Raw genomic sequence first — 20872 nt, forward strand, 5'->3', positions numbered from 1 at the left:
TTAATAACCTTTATCAGTTCTCTCGGCTCGCGCATCGTTTACTTTTAATGCATACAATACATGGTGTAGCACATGAATCCATCCATCAACTTACTTTCTGATTTAATCCGTGAACTTCAACAACGCAAAGATGCTTCATTCGATAGCCATGCTTTTGTAGGATTTGACGGTTTTGTCGAAACGTTAAAACGAGCGGTGAGAAAAAAAGAGAATGGTGGAAAGGTTTATTTTAAAACCCAAGCAGAATTCTCTAAGCGAGTAGCTTCAATGAATGCTGGCTGTCTAAACGAAATAGAACTTATAACCGAAAGAATAAAGCCGGGAGGAAATGCACCTAACCTCGCCGACACATTGAGTCACCTCGGCGTATCCACCGTTTGTGCAGGATCCTTTGGTATTCCTGAAATACACCCGGCGTTTTCAGAATTAACAAGACATACCCACATCATTAATGTAATGAATCCAGGGAGGCGTGATATCATTGAATTTGAAGATGGAGAAATTATACTATCAGATTTAAGTGCTTTTAATGATTACGACTGGCCGTCCATCAAGAAAACATGGGGACTCGAAAAAATTGAAAAGACAGTTCAGGCAAGTCAGTTGCTTGCGTTTGTAGATTGGGTTAACCTTCCACACGCCAGCGATATATGGGATGGCATCTTGCACGATATTATTAAGCCATCCGGGCGGAGAGACTTCTTATTTTATTTTGATCTCTGTGATCCTGCGCAAAAATCAACGCAGGAAATTGATGAAGTACTCGACTTGATGAGCTGTTTTTCTCCATATGGAAAAGTGACCCTGAGTATTAACGAAAGCGAAACACTTAAAATATGGGCTGCAATCAATGGAGTGGATATAAATTTATTAGATGCTAAAAGTAAAATTCCACGCGTCATCGATGCGGGTGCTTATATCCATAAAGCTATGAATATTGATTACCTCTTGGTGCACACCAGAGATCAGACAATTGTGTATTATCGGAATGATACCATTGAATTGGAAAATAGGTTGGTCAGAAAACCCCAGGTACTGACGGGTGGTGGAGACAATTTGAATGCAGGTTATTGTCTCGGATTATTGTATGGGCTTTCGTTGCCTCAGTGTGTGATGCTGGGTATGGCTACTTCAGGTGCTTACATCCAAAACGGAATCAGTCCCGATTTAAATGCCGTTCTAAACTATTTACATGTGTGGATGAAGGAACTCAACGTGAAAGCTGAAGATTCCACAGTTGTTTCAGTAAACAGTCCGACATAAAACTTATCAATAAAGCTTAGCAATCCACATCCAACTATTATGAAACTTACAGCATTACTTAGTTTAGCTTGTATACTGCTTTCAGCAGTTCATGCATTTTGTCAAATGCGATCGGGCGAGAATGTTATTATCAATGAGAAAGTCCCCAACGATCTTTACGTTGCCGGAAGTAACGTTACTGTTAATGCACCCATTGATGGAGATCTTATTGTTACCGGCGGCACTGTCACGATTAATGATACCATCACCCAGGATATTATGGTGGCCGGTGGAACGGTCATGATAAACGGGTATGTAAAAGATGATGTGCGTTGCGCCGGAGGTACGGTAAGACTTTCAAAGAATGTGGAAGGCGATGTGGTAGCGGCGGGCTCGAATATTACTATAGAAAAGGGTGTATCGATATTAGGAGATCTATACATTGCCGGTGGCGAAGTTGTTCTCGACGGCGATGTTAACGGTCAAATCAAAAGTGCATCAGGAACGTTAACCTTGAATGGAAAAGCAGGCAAAGATATAGATTGCAGGGGCGGCACGTTAATCATGAACGGAACAGTTGCCGGGGCTTCAATCCTTGCAGCCCGCGAGATTCAGTTAGGATCGCAGGCGCAATTTAACGACGATGTCAGGTATTGGAACAGCGCTGAATCGCTTGATTTTGGAAATGCCGTTCGCAACGGTAAGGCTACTTTTGATTCCTCGCTCAAGATGGAGACTGGTAAATGGCATTACCTGGGCTTTGGCTCACTACTGATGGGACTCTGGTACTTAGGTACTGCGTTGATTATGATAATCCTTATTCAGTATCTTTTTAAAGTAACCTTCAGCAAAGCCGCTAACATTATTAAGAATGCTTCTTTAAAGTCATTGGGGCTTGGATTTTTATTCCTGATCGTGGTACCGGTAGCGGTCATCGTGTGTTTCATAACCATTGTTGGATTACCAGTGGGTATTTTATTGATGATAACCTTTATTACGGTAATTATTCTTGCCACCGTAATTGTAGCCCTGCTGATCGCACATTGGATCAATAACACAAATTATAATTCATCCTGGAGCTCCCGCAAAATAATTCTGGCAGCTTTTGGAATTTTTATAGTGCTTAAGCTGGCATCTTTAACACCTTTTGTTGGTCCGTTGGTGATGTTCTTATTGGCGTGCATGGGTTTTGGAGGCATACTTCAAAGTATCAGTTGGCGCCGAAAACAAATGACCGCCGGTACATAGCATGCGGTCATTTGGTCACGAGAAATCAAAACTTTAACCTTCTTACCCCCATGAAACAACAAACAAATCCCATAGAAACTTTTTACCGCGAAGCTCCGGAAGTTGCAAAAGCTTTTGACGGACTGGTCGAGGCCCTGAAGCATACAACGGGCTTGAATGACAAAACAAAACAACTCATATACATAGGAATAAAAGCTGCATTAGGAGATACAACGGCTGTCTTTTTTCATGTGCCGATGGCAAAGAAGGCCGGTGCATCGCGGGAGGAAATTAAAGACACGATTCTTATTACGTTAACAGTGTGTGGGCTAAAAGGAGTCACTACAAGTCTTCCGCTTGCCTTGGAGGTTTATGATAAGGCCGAATGACCACGAACACCATAGGTAATCCTCAAGTACCGATTAGGCAACGATTCCCTGTTCAAAATCACATGTAGCATTGACTTTAGTCATATACTCCGTTTGTTAACGTGTATACTTTAGCATTCAATTATTGATTGAGATAATATTTGGTGAAAGCCACAGCGAATACAAAAAATAACCTCTGAGCCTATGGAATTATTAACCTACCCCAAGACCGAGTACTTGTTGGACGCAAGCCTTGAGTCGTTGCATGCAGAGAGCCTAACATGGCTGAGTGAGATCAGTTTCTGGACAGATGAAATGGCTTTTTACTATAAGCTTTTGCACAAAAAAGAACTGGTTGAAACATGCCCACCGCTGGATCTGGCGTTCTTGGAAAAAGATCTTATCAAAATTTATGGTGAGAAACTTGACAAGGTCAGGCTAGAAATCAAAAGTCACGAACGCGCACTAGCTTCAGTTATTAAAAGCACGTCCCTTCAGGAAGAAGAGAATTTTAGAGAAGCACATCGTAGACTACTCATGGAGATATATGAGATTCAGATGCTTATTAGAATTTTTAAGAAGCGTGTTTTTGAATTTATCAAGAAATAAATACCAAAATCATGAGTAAGATTATTGATTTTGATATAGAGGCTCGCAGAAAGTTAAGGGAGGGAATGAATGCGTTGGCGCAGGCGGTAGTCATTACGTTAGGCCCCAAAGGGCGCACCGTAATATTTGAAAAGCTTAACGGCGATCCACAAGTTTGCAATGATGGAGTTACCGTGGCAAAGCAAGTTGAGTTGGATGATCCGATCGAGGATCTGGGTGCAAAGATGCTTCGACAGGCAGCTGTAAAGACTTCTGAAGCAGCCGGTGACGGAACTACAACAGCAACATTGTTGGCGCAGGCTATGGTGAATATTGGCCTCAAGCGTATCGAAGCGGGCATCAATCCTATGGAGGTACGCCGGGGAATTACGAAGGCAGTTAGAGTTGTTGTAGAGGATATGAAACGTCAATCTATTGCAATAGGCGATGACCGCGCAAAGATTGAACAGGTCGCGTCTATATCTGCTAATAACGACAATGAAATAGGCAAACTCATAGCCGATGCCATGAGCAAAGCTGGCAAAGAAAGTGTCATTACCATTGAAGACGCTAAAGGCATGGAGACGACTATTGAGACTGTGGAAGGGCTTCGGTTTGACCGTGGTTATTTATCACCCTATTTTGCTACGGAGCCAGAGAAAATGGAAGTCGTCTTCGAACATCCCTTTATACTTATTCACGATAAGAAAATTTCAGGTATTAAAGATTTGCTGCCGTTGCTGGAAAAAGTTTCGCAGGCAAGCGCTCCTTTGTTAATAATCTCGGAAGATGTTGAAGCCGATATTTTAGCGACGCTTGTCGTAAACAATCTCCGGGGTGTTTTAAAAGTTGCAGCGGTTAAAGCTCCAGGCTTTGGAGACAGGCGAAAGGATCTTCTTGAAGATATCGCCATCCTTACCGGTGGAACGGTTATCGCTGAAGAACGCGGATATAAACTGGAGTCAGCGCAAGTCGAGCAACTTGGTCGGTGTGAAAAAATCATTATCAATAAGGATAACACAACCATTATCAATGGTTCTGGCGACAAAGAAAATATCGCGATAAGGATCAAACAAATCCGCGCTGAAATCGAAAAGACAACTTCCGACTACGACAAAGAAAAATTGCAGGAAAGATTAGGCAAACTTGCTGGTGGTGTCGCAATTATTTATGTCGGTGCTGCAACGGAAATGGAAATGACGGAAAAAAAAGACCGTGTAGAAGATGCACTGAATGCTACACGCGCGGCCATGGCAGAAGGAATTATACCTGGCGGCGGGATTACTTTTTTGCGATGCATGGCAGCCTTGGAGTCGCTTGTTGCTGACAATGAAGAAGAGAAAATTGGAATATTTATCGTCAGGAAATCCCTTGAGGAGCCTATCAAGCAATTAGCTGTTAACGCTGGGTTAGATGCCAACGAGATTCTGCAGCGGGTAAAAGATGGTAAAGGAGATTACGGCTTCAATTTCAAAACAGAAACATTTGAGAACCTTTTACAAGCTGGAATCATCGATCCAACAAAAGTGGGAAGGCTTGCACTCGAAAATGCGGCGTCCGTTGCCATGATGATGTTGACGACAGAGTGTGTTATCGCGAAGAAAAGAGAGAAAGAAAAAGAGCCAATACCGCTAATGCCACAAATGTAATAGGATGATTCTATTTTTCTTTTTTATAAAAAATCAATCCGCTGATGTTGCGTAGGGAAGGCTATTGAGCGAATTGTTTATATAGAATATTTAGTAACATACTTTTCGGAGATAGAAAATGACACGAGTTATGGATCGTAATACTACAGCGGGTCTGGTTCCAAAGATTTTACTGATTGAAGATAACCCAGAGATGGCTGAAAATATTTCCACCATTCTTCAATTGGCTGGATATCATGTTGTACACAAATCCAATGGAAAGTCGGGAATTGATCAGGTGAAACAGGACCCGCCAGATCTGATATTATGCGATATCATGATGCCGGAACTGGATGGTTATGGCGTGGCGCATATTTTAAATAGTAGTCCCGACACGGCTTATATTCCCTTTATTTTTCTTACGGCAAAAGCCGATCTGTCAGATTTTCGTAAAGGGATGAGCTTAGGCGCTGATGACTACATCACCAAACCTTTTGATGATGTGGAACTCTTAAGAGTAATTGAAATGCGGCTGAAAAAAAATGAACTCTTAAAAACAACCTTCACTAAAAAACCGCAGGATCTTCAGACGTTCTTTAACAAGGCAAGGGAATTGAAGGAGTTTAAAAAATTATCGGAGAATAGACCTGTTCGCGCCTTTAAGAAAAAGGACATTATTTTTATGGAAGGACAAATCCCTAATGATTTGTATTTCATCGAACAAGGTAAAATAAAAACGTACAAAGTCAATTACGAGGGTAAAGAGCTCATCACAGGTTTTTATAATGAAGGCGAATTCTTAGGTTATGTTCCGTTATTAGAAGACAAACCTTATAACGAAAGCGCGGTAGCACTGGAGGACGTTCGTGTCTCGCTGGTACCGAAAACGGATTTTCTCACATTGATATATTCAAGCAAGGATGTAGCCCGCAAATTCATCACGATGCTTTCCAATAATTTGGAAGAAATGGAGAAAAGGTTACTCGACTTAGCATATCAATCCATCCGGCAACGTGTAGCCAGTGCATTGATCAAGATGAATGAAAATGCATTGAAATTACGGGAGGATGCAATTATCAGCGTCGCGAGAAAAGACATGGCGAACATTGTTGGAACCGCACTTGAATCGTTAAATCGAACACTCTCTGACTTTAAAGATGAAAGTCTGATTGAAATGTCTGGAAAAGGGATCCGCGTTCTGAATCAACAAAAGCTTGAGCGATTGCTACGTTATTGAAAATCAGGTGCTGGAACTAGTTGTGGTTATCTAAACTTTCTGAAACTTCATCTGTTAATTTCATTAAGATTTCGCCGTTGCCGAACAAAGCCGTATCCATGTCTGTCTTTTGTTTGTGGAAACTGCTGCCCGAAAAACTGAAATAAACCTTTCAGGAAATATGACAAAACTCATATTTTGAGCTTACCAATATCATGCTAACAGGAACACAAGAAATTTATTTTTGATAATCTTAAATCTAAAAGGCGTGACTAAGATCCTTGTTACAACAGACCTATCAGCTAACTCGAAGGCTGGAATGAAGTTCGCCATCCAATTGGCTTCTCAAAATAAATCATCTCTCATATTTTTTCATGTGATTGAATTGCAAAGGCCCACACGGTGGAACACTAGCCAGTATGAACAATTTGAGAGATCAGAGGTGGAAGCGGCCAAAGCCAAATTAACCCGCTTTGTAAAAGATGTTTATAAACAAATTGGAGTACGTCCGGGAAAATACGACTGTGTTGCGCAGGTGGGTTCACCGGTGGGTGAGCTAATCATTGCTTATGCAAAAAAAATCAAAGCTGACTTTATTTGCATTGGTACACAGGGCGCAGGAAGGCTTCGAAGGATTTTTGGTACGCATACTTCTTCAGTCTTAACACATTCGCCGATTCCGGTTTTTGCAGTTCCTAAAAATTATCGCAAAGCATCCATTTCTCACTTGCTGTACTCCACAGACTTGAATAATCTGAGAACGGAATTAAAAACTATAAAAAAGTTTGCGGGAACGATAAAAGCCAAAATTTCCGTTTTGCACTATGACTATCTTTATCAGGTAAATGAAACCCAGGATAAGTTGAAAAAGATCGCGCGGGCTCATGAGTCGCCAGGTATTAAATTCTATTTTCAGAAATTGAATATTGAAGATACCCTTGACGAACATTTGAAAAAAGCAGCAAGTCGCTTCAAACCCTCCGTCGTAGTACTTTTTACAAATCAAAATCGTGACTGGTACGAACGATTATTCCTGTCAAGCAAGTCAGCTGAGGTTTCATTTGATACAACTAAACCTTTGCTGATTTTTCCTAAGTAGCGATAATATCCTTTTGTAGGTGACTTTCGGCGGTAAAGTACGGTCCGGTTGTAATGGTACGGCACCTGCGCGTCTATGATGATAAAAACGTGTGATACTGACTAAAAAAAACCAGAAACTGATAAACGTCATTGAATGAGAATATCGATCGGCTGTATTTTTAACGGTATGCAAAGCAATAACCAGCGCTGACTTAGTAAATGTTCTCCTTCAAACTTATTATTGGCTTTCTGTTTGGTCTTCTAATAACCGCAGTGTCGATATTGGGAGTAGTTGCTTTTAAAAATAGCAGGGAATACCGCCAATCTTCTATTAAAGTCTTAAATACTTGCGCATCTATAGATGAAATGCAAAAACTCTACTCCTTATCCAAAGACCTGCAGTTGGAAAGCAATGCATTCTTCTTCATGAAGGATACATCCGCTGCTGAATTTTACAATGGGGCAAAAAAAGGTCTTTCGGATATTACTTCTATCCGTTTGATGCTTCATGATAGTGATCCACAGCGCGCACGAATGGATTCGCTTGAGATGGTTCTCGGTCAACTTATATCCTTTTCCGATTCTTTTCTTCTCATTAGTCAAAAGCGAAATTTGGATATTCAGAGAAGCATCGAGTCGAAACTGCGAGGCAATAAATTTTATCGGGAAAAAATCAGAGGCCTGGTAACACATGTAATTGGAGAGGAGGAACGACAGCTGTTCAAAGAACAACAGGAGAACGAACAAAACGTTGCTGCTTTTGAACGAACGTTTATGCAATTATTGGCAACTATTGGAGTTTTATTGGCCACAACCTTCTTTTCAATCCGTTATAATTTCAACAAGCGAATACGTGTACAGCATGAATTAAGAAACGCAAAAGATTTATTTGGAAAATTATTCTATGAAAGCCCTATTGGACTTGTCATTACTCGGCAGCATGATGGTATTATTGTGGATTGCAACCAGGCGTATGCTGACTTGGTACAATATACACGAGAGGAGCTGAAAGGAAAATCTGCAATTCAGTTAAAAATTTTAAACTATGACGATCCAAAAAATGATTTGGCTTTACACTCCATCTTGCCAGGCAAAGTAAAAGATGTTGAGGTGTGGTTGAAACCCAAACACAGTGACCCGATTTGGGCATCAATTTCTGTTCAAGCCATTCAAGTCCAAGAACAACCGTGTTTGTTGAATGCAATTTCGGATTTAACTGCACACAAGCGGGCGGAAGATGAAATCAGGAAAGCACTTGACGCCCAGACGGAATTAAATAAGATGAAGTCGGACTTTGTCACGTTAGCATCCCATGAATTCAGAACCCCGCTTACCACAATTCAATCTTCCAGTTTTATTTTAGGGAAGTATGCGTCTGATGAATTTAAGGAAAAAGTTGGAAGGCAACTGTCCAGAATCAAATCCGCGATTAACAGCATGACGTTAATGTTGGACGAATTTTTATCCCTTTCAAAAATTGAAGAAGGCGAAATTGAACTCCAGCCCAACCTTTTGAATGTACGGGAATATATAAGCAACGCTTGTGATCATTTAAAAAACTTTACCAAACCCGGGCAAAACATAATCTTTGACCATGAAGGGGAGGATAATTATCATATTGACAAGTCGTTGTTAGGAAATATTATGGACAACCTTGTTTCGAATGCTATCAAATATTCCCCGGAGAATTCAAACATCTATGTAAAAGCCCATGTTAACAACTCTATTCACCTTACCGTAAAAGATGATGGCATTGGGATACCTTTACAAGATCAAAAACATCTGTTCGAACGATTTTTCCGTGCCTCGAATGCTGGGAATGTTCAAGGTACTGGGCTAGGGTTGCACATCCTTAAACGTTACGTTGAGCTGGCAAATGGTTCGGTTGAAGTGCAAAGTGAGGTAGGTAAGGGTACTGAGATCAAAGTTACCTTAGAAAATCATTAAACCTGGGGTAAAATTTTTAAGAAAAGGATTTCGGGTAATTTGTTAATACTACAAATTGCTCGGGTTTTAATTTCAGTTTGATGAAGTGGCGGCTTCCATCTTCGTTTTTTAAAACATGTATCTTTCCCGTTGCGCCGTAACAATATCGAAATACACTACCTTCCGGATTCAAATGCCGGTCGACACAAATGTATTCTTCATCTTCTTCTATGGTAGAGTCATTGTAGACAATTAACATTTCCTCGTCATATAGAATCCTAGAAAAAGCCAATAGACAATCCTCGTAAACAGGTAAGTGAAAGGTTTTGCCGTCCTGTGAAAAATCGCGCATATACATGCGCCCAAATTTCAGAACTTCACTTTTTTGTCGAAGTGATGCAAGGTTTGCAATTTCCTTATAGATGGTATTGTCCTTATTTAACACGTTAGATTTTTTGTCATCCAGACTGAACATGGATTCCCGGATATTCCATTCGCCTTCGCCACTTCCCATCAACCCTTGCTCGGTGCCGTAGTAAATGCAGGGCGTCCCAAGCGCACAAAGCAAAAAACCGATGCCTGCAATGATCTGTTTTTCTGTTGCCTCATTTCCAAACCGTCTTTTAAATGTTTGCCCCACCTGATCATGATTATCTATGAAGGTTACCAGAAACTCGCCAAACTCACCACGCGACAACGCGCTTCTTCGCAGGGCTTCGTAACGGTTTATTAGTTTTTCAGGTGTAGATTTTCCGAGAATTACATTCGAAAGAACATGATAAAGCGGGAAGTCAAGTACAGAATCCAGGCCATAATAAATTGCCGTATCTTCGACGATGATTGAAGTCTTTGGACCAATGTAATTATTATACATTTCCTCCGGACCCACGAGCTCGCCAAAGAGAAAAAAATTTCTCTTTCCTAATTTGTGAGCGTATTCCCGAATGTGTGAACAAAATTGACTGATGGTTTTCTCACCCATGTGTTTCACAGCGTCCAATCGAAATCCATCGATATCTGTTTCGCGTATCCAGTAGCAATGAATCTTTGTTAATATTTCTTGCACATACAAAGCCTCCGGCGAGTCATCATTTTTAAATGCTTTCAGGTTTTCGAAATCTCCTTCGCGTGTTTCAGGATAGCTATCGAAATTTCTGATTTGCCCTTTTCTCCAATACAAATCCGGATTGCGTAATTCTACGGGCACAGGTTTATCTTCGTAACGCCATTTTCCAAATGGAAATACAGCGCCGTTATAATAGTAATATGGATAGTCATGTGGATAAGCCCAATTGTCACCGGAGTGATGCAAGCTTACATCCAGGAAAACCCGCATGTCTAAAGCATGTGCCCTGTCAACCAAATCGACAAAATCTTTTAGCGTTCCAAATCTTTTATCGATTTGTGTAAAATCTTGTACGGCGTAACCATGATATGCGTTTGCGTTATTTTCAAATACAGGGCTCAGCCACATGGATGTGCAGCCAAGGTCGCGTATGTAGTCCAGGTGCTTCGTTATTCCACGAAGGGTCCCTCCACAAGTGTGCTTCAATTGTTCTTCCGTCCCAAAGCCTTTTGTTTTACCCGCAGACGGTAACGGGCTTCGTTCGTAGTCATCATGGAATCGATCAACCATAAGAAAATAGATAAATTCTTCCCGCCATTCGCGTTGACAATTTCTCCAATAGATTTTTCCGGGCTTTGGTGAGAGATCAAGGTCGTTAATGGAAATGCCTTTTTTGGTCATATTGTAAGTTACGCTTTACTGGATAGTAAACTTATCGTGCGTTTCAAGGTATTGCGAAGTTGAATTTTATTTTTCATTAATACCGAAATAACTTCAATAAGATTCTGATGACTTTTATCAGCAGCATTTGTTAAATCTCAGAGGTGATTTAAATCAGTTTTTTGTCATGAAAACATCATAGGGATAGTTGGATCGTCCCGCCATCTTCATTGTAGTAAATAATTGAAATTATGGTGAATTACAAATCAGTTCTGGAGGCAATAGAAGATCTCCAGCGGAGGGGCTATACGATCGACTTTAATATTGGGTTTGATGGAATCCAATCTCATCAGTCGCCATTTTCTCTTTCGCCGGATAAATTTTTGATTACTGAAGTTTATCGATTTGAAGGAGCTACGAATCCTGATGATCAAGCGGTTGTTTATGCTATCGAATCCAAGGATGGAATTAAAGGAGTGATGGTGGACGGATACGGTATTTCATCGGACCCCGCCAATGAACAATTGATCAGAGACCTCGAGATCAGGCATTAGCTAACAATCCTATCGACTTAAAAGCACTCGTCAATTTAAAATTTATCAAAGTGGATAAGAAAAGCAACGACACAAGGCCGAAATGGAAGCTGCCGAAAGTAAATATTCCATTGGTTATTTTTTTGGTGTTTGTATTGGTACTCATCTTTCTTCCTAATTTTTTTTCATCACCAGGGGAAATCACATGGTATCAATTTCAAAAAGACATGCTTAAAAGAAAAGCGGTGGATCGTATTGTCGTGATAAACAGAGAAACTGCTGAAGTGTACATCAAAAAAGAATTTAGTAAGGATTCAGCTTTTGCCGATGCTTTAAGGTCGCCCATCATCGGAGGCTTGAACCCCGGACCTCACTTTACCTTTAACATTGGTTCGGTAGAGTCTTTTGAACATAAATTAGAATTAGCCCAACAAGATGTTGAGGCTGATCAGCGTATTCCTGTTAGTTATCAGGATAAAGGCTCGATCTCTGATTTTCTTCCTTGGGTGATTCCGGCAGTGCTCGTATTCTTTATGTTCAGACTTTTATTTCGTGGTCAGGGCGATGGCGCCGGCGGATCTTCCATTTTTAACTTTGGTAGATCGACTGCGAGGTTATTGGAAAACGACAAAAAAAGTCAAGTAACCTTCGATGACGTTGCTGGATTAGAGGAAGCAAAAGTGGAAGTGAAAGAAATCGTGGATTTTCTGAAGGACCCCAAAAGATATACGAAACTCGGTGCAAAAATTCCCAAAGGTGTGATTATTGTGGGTCCTCCGGGTACAGGAAAAACACTTCTTGCAAAAGCAGTTGCCGGTGAAGCGAAAGTTCCTTTTTTTTCTTTGTCTGGTTCTGAATTTGTGGAAATGTTTGTTGGCGTTGGCGCATCGCGGGTACGCGATCTTTTTAAACAAGCAAAAGAAAAGGCACCATGTATTGTATTCATTGATGAGATCGATGCAGTTGGTCGCTCACGTGGAAAGAATGCATTGTACACCGGTGCGAACGATGAACGTGAGAGTACATTAAATCAATTACTCACTGAAATGGATGGGTTTGGGACAAATACTGGTGTGATCGTTTTAGCAGCTACGAATCGGGCGGATATTCTTGATCCGGCATTATTGCGGCCGGGAAGGTTTGATCGGCATATTTATCTCGAGCTTCCGAATATGGTTGAACGAAGAGCAATTTTTGTGGTACACCTTAAGCCGCTCGTGCTGGAAGAAAATGTGGATGTGGATTTTCTAGCGTCACAAACACCCGGATTTTCAGGCGCTGATATTGCTAATATTTGCAATGAAGCCGCCCTTATTGCTGCCCGAAAGAAAAAAGAGAAAGTTGAAAGGGAGGATTTCCTTGAAGCGATCGACAGAATTGTTGCAGGTCTTGAAAAAAAGAGCAAAATCATATCCCCGGAAGAAAAGAAAATCATAGCGTATCACGAAGCAGGCCATGCCATTGTTAGTTGGCTGCTGAAATACATTGATCCACTATTAAAGGTATCGATTATACCACGAGGCAAATCGCTTGGCGCCGCATGGTATTTGCCTGAAGAACGCCAGATCCGAACAGTTACACAGCTTACCCAACGTATAACCGCCGCGTTGGCTGGACGAGCGGCCGAAGAAATTACATTTAACGAAGTGTCCTCGGGTGCGGTCGACGACCTGGAGAAAGTGACCAAAGAAGCGTATACTATGGTAGCGTACTTTGGCTTTAATAAGAAAATCGGAAATATCAGTTTTTATGATTCTACCGGTAGAAACGATAATGCTTTGCAAAAACCTTATAGTGAAGAAACCGCAAAACTTATTGACGAAGAAGTGAGAAAACTTGTAGAGGCTTGCTATCAGCAGGCAAAAACTATTCTCATCGAGCACAAGGATGAGTTGATTGATATCGCGGAGCTCCTGCTAAAAAGGGAGATTATTTATAAAGATGAAATTGAGAAGGTGTTAGGAAAACGTGGTGTCACGGTACCTCCTAAACTTGTTGCTACCAAATGAAGTTGTTTTATGCAAACCCAACAATCTACAATACACCCTACACAAAGGGTTGCCGATTTTCTGCGTCCGCACATCTTTCCGCTGCAGACTGCCATTGATATCGATACCATACTTGACCGTATCGGAGATGCAAAGATCGTAATGCTGGGCGAAGCCTCTCACGGCTCTCACGAATATTATACCTGGCGGTCCACCATCTCACAACGACTAATCCATGAAAAGGGATTTAATTTCATTGCAGTGGAAGGTGACTGGCCTGATTGCTTTAAGCTTAATCGATATGCAAAAAATTATCCGGAGTCAGGGACCAGCGCCTATGATGTGTTGCATTCGTTCAACCGATGGCCTACCTGGATGTGGGCCAATTGGGAAACTGTTGCACTGGCGGAATGGTTGTATGATCATAACAAGTCATTGCCTGTCAATAAAAAAGCGGGTTTCTACGGATTGGATGTATACAGCTTATGGGAATCGATGGAGGCGATTATTAACTACCTGAAGAAAGCGGACCCGGCTGCGCTGGCCGTTGCAGAAAGAGCTTTTCAGTGTTTTCAACCCTATAGACGCGATGAGGGAACAGGATATGCCTATGCTTCCTTGTTGGTTCCCGAACCGTGTACCCAGGAGGTTGTTGCGTTACTTTCCGAGGTTCGGAAAAAATCGCCTCAAAATAATTCTGACTATGAAAATGTTTTTAGCACCGAACAAAATGCGCACATCGCTTTAAATGCTGAAAAGTATTACCGCGCCATGTTGCACGGTGGTGCCGAGACATGGAACATTCGTGATTCCCACATGATGGAGACATTGGAAAAGCTGTTACATTTTCATGGTAAAAAATCCAAAGCAATTGTATGGGCACACAATACCCACATCGGTGATGCCCGGGCTACAGATATGCAAATAAGCGGTATGCATAACCTGGGAGAACTTGCGCGAAAGAAATTTGGAAACAGCAATGTCTTCTTAATGGGTTTTGGTTCTTATCAGGGAAGTGTTATCGCGGCATCGCGTTGGGGCGAAGAACCTCAGCACATGCATGTGCCTCCCGCTGTGACGAATAGTTGGGAAGATATATTGCATCATACCGACATACAAAATGGCTTTTTGTTCTTGAATGATTTTGCCGATAAAAAGATCCTGGATCAAGCGATAGGCCACCGGGCAATTGGCGTCGTATATCAACCGGACTCAGAAAGATTTGGAAATTATGTTCCCAGCGTTTTGCCTTACCGGTATGATGCATTTGTATTTTTTGAACATACTAAAGCATTGCACGCGTTGCATGTTCAACCGGACGGAAACCAAATGCCAGAAACTTATCCCTTTGGCGTGTAGCGTCTGAAACTATTCTCTCACTGAATAGGACTAAGGCCTTTGAGTTATGTTGAAGGTCAACCGAAGATAAAAATCAGATTGACAAAATTCACTTTGTATTTATGATTGTTATCATAGTTTTATCAAATGGACGAAAGTAAATTGATTCACAAACAAAATTAAACATATGCGTTCAGGAAAATTATTTTTAGGCGTTTTGGCTGGACTAGCCGCAGGCGCCGTATTGGGAGTATTATTTGCTCCGGAAAAGGGTTCGAATACCAGAAAACGTATTTCCAGAAAGACTGAAGACTTGATGGATTCAGTGAATGAGAAGATTGAGGAAAAGTTTGAAGAAGTAATGGATACCGTGACTGGGAAGTTAAAGAAAGTCAAAAAGGAAGGTTCATCAGCTAAGGCCGAAATAATCGACTAATCATTGCTTATGCCCTCATCCGTTCAAATTGAGCGCAAGGCATTAAATATTGTTAGTGCCGCTTTTAAATCCGGCGGAACAATACCAGCACGATATACTTGCGATGGAGAAGATATTAATCCTCCATTGCAAATAGAAAACATCCCTTCCGATGCTAAAAGTCTCGTGCTCATCGTCGATGACCCGGATGCTCCGAATGGTACTTGGCTGCACTGGCTCGTCTGGAATATACCAGTTGTTGAAAACATTAATGAGGATGAAACGCCAGGTGATCAGGGTATGAACGACTTTGGAAGAATTGCTTACGGTGGTCCTTGCCCGCCGTTGGGAACCCACCGTTATTTTTTTAAGGTATATGCTTTAGATGATTTGATTGACCTTCCGGAGGGTTCGTCCAGAAGTGAGGTGGAAGATGCGATGGGCGATCATATATTAGCGTATGGTGAAACCGTTGGTGTGTACAAGCGGTCGCATCGGTAGCGGTCAGAGGAATTCACATCCTTTGGTAACGTCCGGTAAAGACTGCTGTTCCTGTATGCGGATCTTTGACGTATGAAGTCAAATGATCAGGTAGCCAATCCGTCACCTTTTTATCAATAAACAAAATTAAAACGTGAATGAACTTGCGTTGAAGTATCTATCTGCAGTAAAGATTTGAAAAGACATTTCGTGGAACACCGTTGTATGACAAATATCAGGACATCGTCCATCCATTAATCATAGGCATGGGCCCTTCTTTTTAACAGTTTGCAGCAACTAATCAGCATTAACCTAAGTGGATAGAAAGACGGTCTTGATGTTTGGATGGGAATTTCCGCCGCATATTTCCGGCGGACTAGGAACGGCGTGTTATGGCCTTACGAAATCCCTGATGGAGGAAAATATCCGCGTGCTGTTTGTAGTCCCACATGCCTATGGAGACGAAAAGTTTGAGATGATCAGCGCATCTAAAATATTAGTCGGAGCAACTGAAGAAGAAGTGATAATTCCGGGGACTATCCATACCGCTGAACAGGAATCAGTAGAGATAAAAGTAGCGTCTACGTTAGTGCCGTACACAAATGTTGAGTCGTGGCATGAAACGAAATCTATCACGAAGTGGACTTACGAATATCTAACTGAAGACACCACCGAAAAGAAGATTGTCGGGGGAAAACGTTATGCATTCACAGGGTCGTATGGTCCATCTTTAATGGAGGAAGTTGTGTCCTACGCAGAAGTAGCATCCGTTATAGCGCAACAATATTCCTTTGATTTAATCCATGCGCACGATTGGCTTACCTATAGAGCAGGGATTGAAGCAAAGAAGGTTTCCGGAAAACCCCTGATCATTCATGTACATGCTACTGAATACGACAGAGCGGGAGAAAAAAATATTAATCCGGAGGTATTTGAAATAGAACGCGAGGGAATGGAGGAGGCCGACCTGATCATAGCGGTCAGCCATCTAACGAAAGATATTGTCGTTTCGCGATACAACATCCCTGAAGACAAGGTAAGGGTTGTTCACAATGGAATTACTCCCGATGAAATTATAAATACGTTAGACTTACCGAAGATTGGTGACCACATCGTAACATTCTTAGGAAGAATCACCTATCAGAAAGGGCCACAATATTTTATTGAAGCTGCACGCATCGTCCTGGATTATTTTCCCGAAACGCATTTTATCATGGCAGGATCCGGAGATCTTTTGCCAGCCATGATGGAACGGGTGGCGCAGTTAAAAATGTCGTCACGATTTCATTTTACCGGCTTCTTGAAAGCTGATCAAATACATCGTGTATGGTCGGTTAGTGATCTCTATGTTATGCCGTCTGTCTCAGAGCCTTTTGGAATTACCCCACTGGAGGCCATTCAATCAGGGGTGCCTGTTATTGTTTCCAATCAATCCGGCGTCGCAGAAGTAATGGAGCACGCTATAAAAATAGATTTTTGGGATATCGACGCGATGGCCAGCGCGATGCTCAACGTCTTAAAGTACAAAAAACTTTCAAGCTTACTTCAGATCAACAGCAAAAGGGAGCTTGAATCACTTACCTGGACTCAAGCTTCAAAAAAAATTAAAGACCTCTATCATGAACTCACAGCCATCATCCAGCCAAACTAAATACCTGAATGTATATTTCCAGGTTCATCAACCGAAACGCCTCAAAAAATTTCAATTTTTTGATATCGGATCCAACGCTTCATACTTTGATGATGCCTTGAATGAAAACATATTAAAAAGAATCGCGCAAAATTGTTATCTGCCCGCGAATAAAATGCTTCTTAAGCTTATCAAAAAACATCAGCAAATAAGAATCACATTTTCCATTTCCGGGGTAGCGCTGGACCAACTGTCGGCCTATGCTCCCGAAGTCTTGGAGAGCTTTCGAGCCCTTGCGGCTACGGGCGCTGTAGAATTCTTAGGCGAGACTTATTATCATTCGTTGTCATTTATGGTAGATAAAACTGAATTTGTTACACAGGTAAAACAGCATCAAAAAAAAGTTAGTGAGCTTTTTGGTGTCAAGCCCCAAATTTTCAGAAACACGGAATTGATTTATTCAAATGGTATTGGTGAAGTTGTGCATGAATTGGGTTTTAAAGGAATGTACCTGGATGGTGTGGAGAGTTTATTGAAAGGAAAAACACCGAATGCATTATATAAACACCCTGCTGCAGATCTAATCCTTTTTCCACGCAATTATGCTTTAAGTGACGATATCGCTTTTCGTTATTCAGATACGAATTGGTGTGAATATCCTTTAACGCCGAACAAATATGTCTCTTGGCTGAAAGGTATTCCCGCCGATCAGAATTTCATCGGACTGGGTTTGGATTATGAAACTTTTGGTGAACACAAAAAAGCTGATTGCGGAATTTTTGAATTTATGCAGAACGTTTTGTCCAACCTGGCCAATGATAAAAAGTTTCAATTTGTAACGCCATCAGAAGCGATTAAGCTGTTGGAACCAGTCGATGTTGTTTCAACAAGTAAACTGATTTCCTGGGCAGATCAGGAACGTGATCTTTCCGCCTGGTTAGGTGGGGACTTGCAGGCTGACGCGTTTGATACGTTAACGAAACTGCATAGCAAAATTTTAGGCACTGGTAATGCGAAACTTATAGCTGACTATCGCTACTTGCAGACTAGCGACCATTTTTACTATATGTGCACAAAAAAGGATAATGATGGCAATGTGCATCAGTATTTTAGCCCCTATGGTTCTCCTTACGAAGCCTTTATGAATTACATGAATGTATTGGGAGACCTTGAGCTCAAAGTCAAGAATGAAATGGAAAAACAAGCGCGAAGTCACTGGTATCAATTCGTGAAGCGTGAAACACCCGGCGTGAACACATCAATTGCTGCTAAATAATGTTTCTGTTGAGGTACAGCGGTGCGGAGAAAATCCCGCCCGCTTATTCTCCGCCCGCTTACAGCATATACGGAAAGGTAGACAAAGTGATAGTCAATTGCCGCAAACTCTTGAATATACCTGGCTGTTTTTTGAGTCAGTTTTCTCTGCACCAAGCCTCATTGATGACCTTTTAAAAAATGACTTAAGGGTATGCCAGTTCCAAGCTGAATTTATGATAAGAATCAGTTGGGCATAAAATAAATGTCACTGTTAAACTCACTTTTCATTGACAAATTTGATCTTAACGATACGGAATTTTTAATCGAGTCAGAAAACATAATACTACTGTCATGAAAACCATTTTAGTACCTACCGATTTTTCCGCTTATTCCACGAATGCCTTATTTACGGCTGTGGCAATAGTAAAACCAGCTGGTGGAGAGATAATTTTGCAGCACAACATTCCGACCCTGCTTACCCGTTGGGAGGCTTTATCGGAGACAGAAAAGATGAAACACCCCGAAGTTATCATAAGCACAAATGAAGCATTGGTAAAACTTCAAGACCTGTCGGGAAGTGGTCTATTTAAAGACATCCCTGTGAAAAAAGTTATTACGTATGGTGTGACAAGCGATGAAATTATTCGACAATCGAAACAGGAAAATGTAGATGTTATTGTAATGGGGTCCCACGGAAATACCGCCGCCGGTAAAGACTTTATTGCCTCAACTACACAAAGAGTAATCCGTGAATCTTCGCGCCCTGTATTAGCGGTTAAAAAAGAAAAGCGCGATGTGAAGTGGAACAAGGTTGTACTTCCTGATACTTTTGACTTTGACATCAGCAAACCCTTCGGAAAGGTAAGAAAGATCGTTCAGGCATTGGGGTCCACGATTCAATTGCTTTATATCAACACGCCGGATAACTTTAAAAACACCGAAGAGATTCACCTACGGATGAAGGCGTTTGAAATGCGGTATCCTGAGTTAAAATTTGAAAGAGCGATCTATGACCATCCTGACGTTGAAAAAGGAATTTTACAATTTCTCGAAATAGAAAAACCTGAGTATGTTGCGATGATCACCTATGACCATAAAAATCATCCCAAATGTTTTGTTAGCGTTACCGAAACGGTTGTTTACCATGCCCATATACCTGTGTTAGCCGTTTCTGTAAATTCTGCTGCTGTCGAAGATAAGACTGAAAAGGATTTGGCAAGTAGTACAATGTGATCTTCCGAGCAGGGTAGGTATAAGCAATGTGTAGGTGGACTATTTTTAATTTAACCTTTTTCAGTATGATAGAAAGAACAACAAAACTTTTGTTGCCGCCATGATAGAATGCTGGGTGCGGCACGCCCAACATATCGGGATGGAAAGGAGTGCAGGAATCTGGCACCAATCCCTTACGCTGGTACATCAGGACTGAATGGCCGTCATCATCAACGCAGGACTTTCAGGCCTGCGTTAAAAAGTAAGAAGCGGCATCAAGCCCCGGAAAGGGCGAAATAAAACGTATGAGATATCAAATGTGTCTACTCTAAAACAATTCAATGTTGAATATCATCATTTCAGACATAATAGTATGCGTGATATGAACCTGCGGATGACTTGGAGCCTGCATATTATCTTTCTGCAGAAGGTGATTATTTAAAAGAGGTCTACGATATTGTACACCTCATCTTTAAAAGAAAAACTTTCTCCTTTTTTCTTTCCTTCCATAGCCTGGTAAATGGGTGCTTGAGTAGAAAGGCCAAAGATGGTGAGGCCATCAACTTTAAAACGTTCTATACTCACAGAGACAAAGAAAATATCCTTATCAGTTACTACAACACTACCGAGTTGAACCGTATTGTGGATATTGCCAATAGTTGGAGCCATGTCATATAATATTTTCATTTCCTCATTGGCAAACGTAAGTTGCTCGGCAATCGAATTTGAATTTTGTACTAACGCCGTATTAAACTCTTGTTGGGAGAGGTCGATCTCCTCTTCATTAACAACAGTCTCACTGGATAACATATCTTTAATACTTCGTCTGAAATCGTCAATAACGGTCTGATGTTTTTTGATGCCATCGTCTAGAATTTTCTTTTTAAGTTCCACATGGCTTGCGGTAAGAATGTTGATCGACATAGTAGTAAGTTTTAGTCGTTAAAGTTTATCCGAGGTGGGAAATATATTCTTTCAGTTGGATAATGCATATCGAATATGGTCGACCATCGTAAAT

Annotated in this window: 18 protein-coding genes; 16 read left to right on the top strand and 2 right to left on the bottom strand. The window is 41.3% G+C overall.

Features of this window, described 5'->3' with window-relative positions; all coding sequences use genetic code 11:
* Positions 1-72 precede the first annotated feature (72 nt).
* The 8 genes from P2W71_RS10895 to P2W71_RS10930 all read left to right on the top strand — a co-directional run bounded on the left by P2W71_RS10895 (position 73) and on the right by P2W71_RS10930 (position 9296).
* Positions 73-1263 (top strand): hypothetical protein, encoded by a 1191-nt coding sequence (locus P2W71_RS10895; protein WP_276370751.1) that lies wholly within the window; start codon positions 73-75, stop codon positions 1261-1263.
* 39 nt (positions 1264-1302) lie between these two features.
* Positions 1303-2490 (top strand): polymer-forming cytoskeletal protein, encoded by a 1188-nt coding sequence (locus tag P2W71_RS10900; RefSeq protein WP_276370753.1) that lies wholly within the window; start codon positions 1303-1305, stop codon positions 2488-2490.
* 50 nt (positions 2491-2540) lie between these two features.
* A complete protein-coding gene (locus tag P2W71_RS10905) occupies positions 2541-2858 on the top strand; it encodes a carboxymuconolactone decarboxylase family protein (RefSeq protein WP_276370755.1) in 318 nt (105 codons plus the stop codon).
* 183 nt (positions 2859-3041) lie between these two features.
* Entirely contained in the window at positions 3042-3446 is a 405-nt protein-coding gene (locus P2W71_RS10910) for a hypothetical protein (RefSeq protein ID WP_276370757.1), read from the top strand.
* A gap of 11 nt (positions 3447-3457) precedes the next feature.
* Positions 3458-5074, top strand: a complete 1617-nt coding sequence (gene groL / locus P2W71_RS10915; RefSeq protein ID WP_276370759.1) for a chaperonin GroEL — start codon at positions 3458-3460, stop codon at positions 5072-5074.
* 130 nt (positions 5075-5204) lie between these two features.
* Complete coding sequence (locus P2W71_RS10920; protein WP_276370761.1) at positions 5205-6290, top strand: response regulator; 1086 nt, start codon at positions 5205-5207, stop codon at positions 6288-6290.
* A gap of 247 nt (positions 6291-6537) precedes the next feature.
* Positions 6538-7368: a universal stress protein gene (locus P2W71_RS10925; protein WP_276370763.1), complete on the top strand. Its 831-nt coding sequence runs from the start codon at positions 6538-6540 to the stop codon at positions 7366-7368.
* Positions 7369-7715: 347 nt separating this feature from the next.
* On the top strand, positions 7716-9296 hold the full coding sequence (locus tag P2W71_RS10930; RefSeq protein WP_276370764.1) for a PAS domain-containing sensor histidine kinase: 1581 nt from the start codon (positions 7716-7718) through the stop codon (positions 9294-9296).
* 16 nt (positions 9297-9312) lie between these two features.
* Here P2W71_RS10930 and P2W71_RS10935 read toward each other — a convergent pair whose 3' ends face one another.
* Complete coding sequence (locus P2W71_RS10935; RefSeq protein ID WP_276370767.1) at positions 9313-11022, bottom strand: alpha-amylase family glycosyl hydrolase; 1710 nt, start codon at positions 11020-11022, stop codon at positions 9313-9315.
* Between the two features lie 230 nt (positions 11023-11252).
* On the opposite strand from P2W71_RS10935, the gene P2W71_RS10940 reads away from it, so the two are divergent.
* The 8 genes from P2W71_RS10940 to P2W71_RS10975 all read left to right on the top strand — a co-directional run bounded on the left by P2W71_RS10940 (position 11253) and on the right by P2W71_RS10975 (position 19875).
* On the top strand, positions 11253-11555 hold the full coding sequence (locus tag P2W71_RS10940) for a phosphoribosylpyrophosphate synthetase (protein ID WP_276370769.1): 303 nt from the start codon (positions 11253-11255) through the stop codon (positions 11553-11555).
* Positions 11556-11605: 50 nt separating this feature from the next.
* Positions 11606-13543 (top strand): ATP-dependent zinc metalloprotease FtsH, encoded by a 1938-nt coding sequence (gene ftsH, locus P2W71_RS10945; protein WP_276370772.1) that lies wholly within the window; start codon positions 11606-11608, stop codon positions 13541-13543.
* A 9-nt stretch (positions 13544-13552) separates the two neighbouring features.
* A complete protein-coding gene (locus P2W71_RS10950; protein WP_276370774.1) occupies positions 13553-14881 on the top strand; it encodes an erythromycin esterase family protein in 1329 nt (442 codons plus the stop codon).
* 166 nt (positions 14882-15047) lie between these two features.
* Positions 15048-15296, top strand: coding sequence for a YtxH domain-containing protein (locus P2W71_RS10955; protein WP_276370776.1), 249 nt, complete (start codon positions 15048-15050; stop codon positions 15294-15296).
* A gap of 9 nt (positions 15297-15305) precedes the next feature.
* Positions 15306-15776: a YbhB/YbcL family Raf kinase inhibitor-like protein gene (locus tag P2W71_RS10960; protein WP_276370779.1), complete on the top strand. Its 471-nt coding sequence runs from the start codon at positions 15306-15308 to the stop codon at positions 15774-15776.
* 295 nt (positions 15777-16071) lie between these two features.
* Positions 16072-17406 carry a glycosyltransferase family 4 protein gene (locus tag P2W71_RS10965; protein WP_276370782.1) on the top strand — a complete coding sequence of 445 codons (1335 nt, stop codon included), beginning with the start codon at positions 16072-16074 and terminating at the stop codon, positions 17404-17406.
* Entirely contained in the window at positions 17375-18661 is a 1287-nt protein-coding gene (locus tag P2W71_RS10970; RefSeq protein ID WP_276370784.1) for a glycoside hydrolase family 57 protein, read from the top strand. The genes P2W71_RS10965 and P2W71_RS10970 overlap by 32 nt, the downstream gene beginning before the upstream one ends.
* A 332-nt stretch (positions 18662-18993) precedes the next feature.
* Positions 18994-19875, top strand: a complete 882-nt coding sequence (locus tag P2W71_RS10975) for a universal stress protein (protein WP_276370787.1) — start codon at positions 18994-18996, stop codon at positions 19873-19875.
* 417 nt (positions 19876-20292) lie between these two features.
* Here the strand turns inward: P2W71_RS10975 and P2W71_RS10980 are convergent, their stop codons facing one another.
* Positions 20293-20778: a hypothetical protein gene (locus tag P2W71_RS10980; protein WP_276370789.1), complete on the bottom strand. Its 486-nt coding sequence runs from the start codon at positions 20776-20778 to the stop codon at positions 20293-20295.
* Between the last annotated feature and the right edge of the window lie 94 nt (positions 20779-20872).

Source organism: Chryseolinea sp. H1M3-3 (assembly GCF_029360725.1).
In the GTDB taxonomy this organism is placed as follows: Bacteria; Bacteroidota; Bacteroidia; order Cytophagales; family Cyclobacteriaceae; genus Chryseolinea.

Coding starts and splice junctions, on each gene's coding strand:
- P2W71_RS10935 (WP_276370767.1), bottom strand. CDS start 11,022: ATGACCAAAAAAGGCATTTCCATTAACGACCTTGATCTCTCACCAAAG.
- P2W71_RS10930 (WP_276370764.1), top strand. CDS start 7,716: ATGCAAAAACTCTACTCCTTATCCAAAGACCTGCAGTTGGAAAGCAAT.
- P2W71_RS10960 (WP_276370779.1), top strand. CDS start 15,306: ATGCCCTCATCCGTTCAAATTGAGCGCAAGGCATTAAATATTGTTAGT.
- P2W71_RS10895 (WP_276370751.1), top strand. CDS start 73: ATGAATCCATCCATCAACTTACTTTCTGATTTAATCCGTGAACTTCAA.
- P2W71_RS10975 (WP_276370787.1), top strand. CDS start 18,994: ATGAAAACCATTTTAGTACCTACCGATTTTTCCGCTTATTCCACGAAT.
- P2W71_RS10940 (WP_276370769.1), top strand. CDS start 11,253: ATGGTGAATTACAAATCAGTTCTGGAGGCAATAGAAGATCTCCAGCGG.
- P2W71_RS10905 (WP_276370755.1), top strand. CDS start 2,541: ATGAAACAACAAACAAATCCCATAGAAACTTTTTACCGCGAAGCTCCG.
- P2W71_RS10920 (WP_276370761.1), top strand. CDS start 5,205: ATGGATCGTAATACTACAGCGGGTCTGGTTCCAAAGATTTTACTGATT.
- P2W71_RS10955 (WP_276370776.1), top strand. CDS start 15,048: ATGCGTTCAGGAAAATTATTTTTAGGCGTTTTGGCTGGACTAGCCGCA.
- P2W71_RS10950 (WP_276370774.1), top strand. CDS start 13,553: ATGCAAACCCAACAATCTACAATACACCCTACACAAAGGGTTGCCGAT.
- groL (WP_276370759.1), top strand. CDS start 3,458: ATGAGTAAGATTATTGATTTTGATATAGAGGCTCGCAGAAAGTTAAGG.
- P2W71_RS10910 (WP_276370757.1), top strand. CDS start 3,042: ATGGAATTATTAACCTACCCCAAGACCGAGTACTTGTTGGACGCAAGC.
- P2W71_RS10900 (WP_276370753.1), top strand. CDS start 1,303: ATGAAACTTACAGCATTACTTAGTTTAGCTTGTATACTGCTTTCAGCA.
- P2W71_RS10970 (WP_276370784.1), top strand. CDS start 17,375: ATGAACTCACAGCCATCATCCAGCCAAACTAAATACCTGAATGTATAT.
- P2W71_RS10980 (WP_276370789.1), bottom strand. CDS start 20,778: ATGTCGATCAACATTCTTACCGCAAGCCATGTGGAACTTAAAAAGAAA.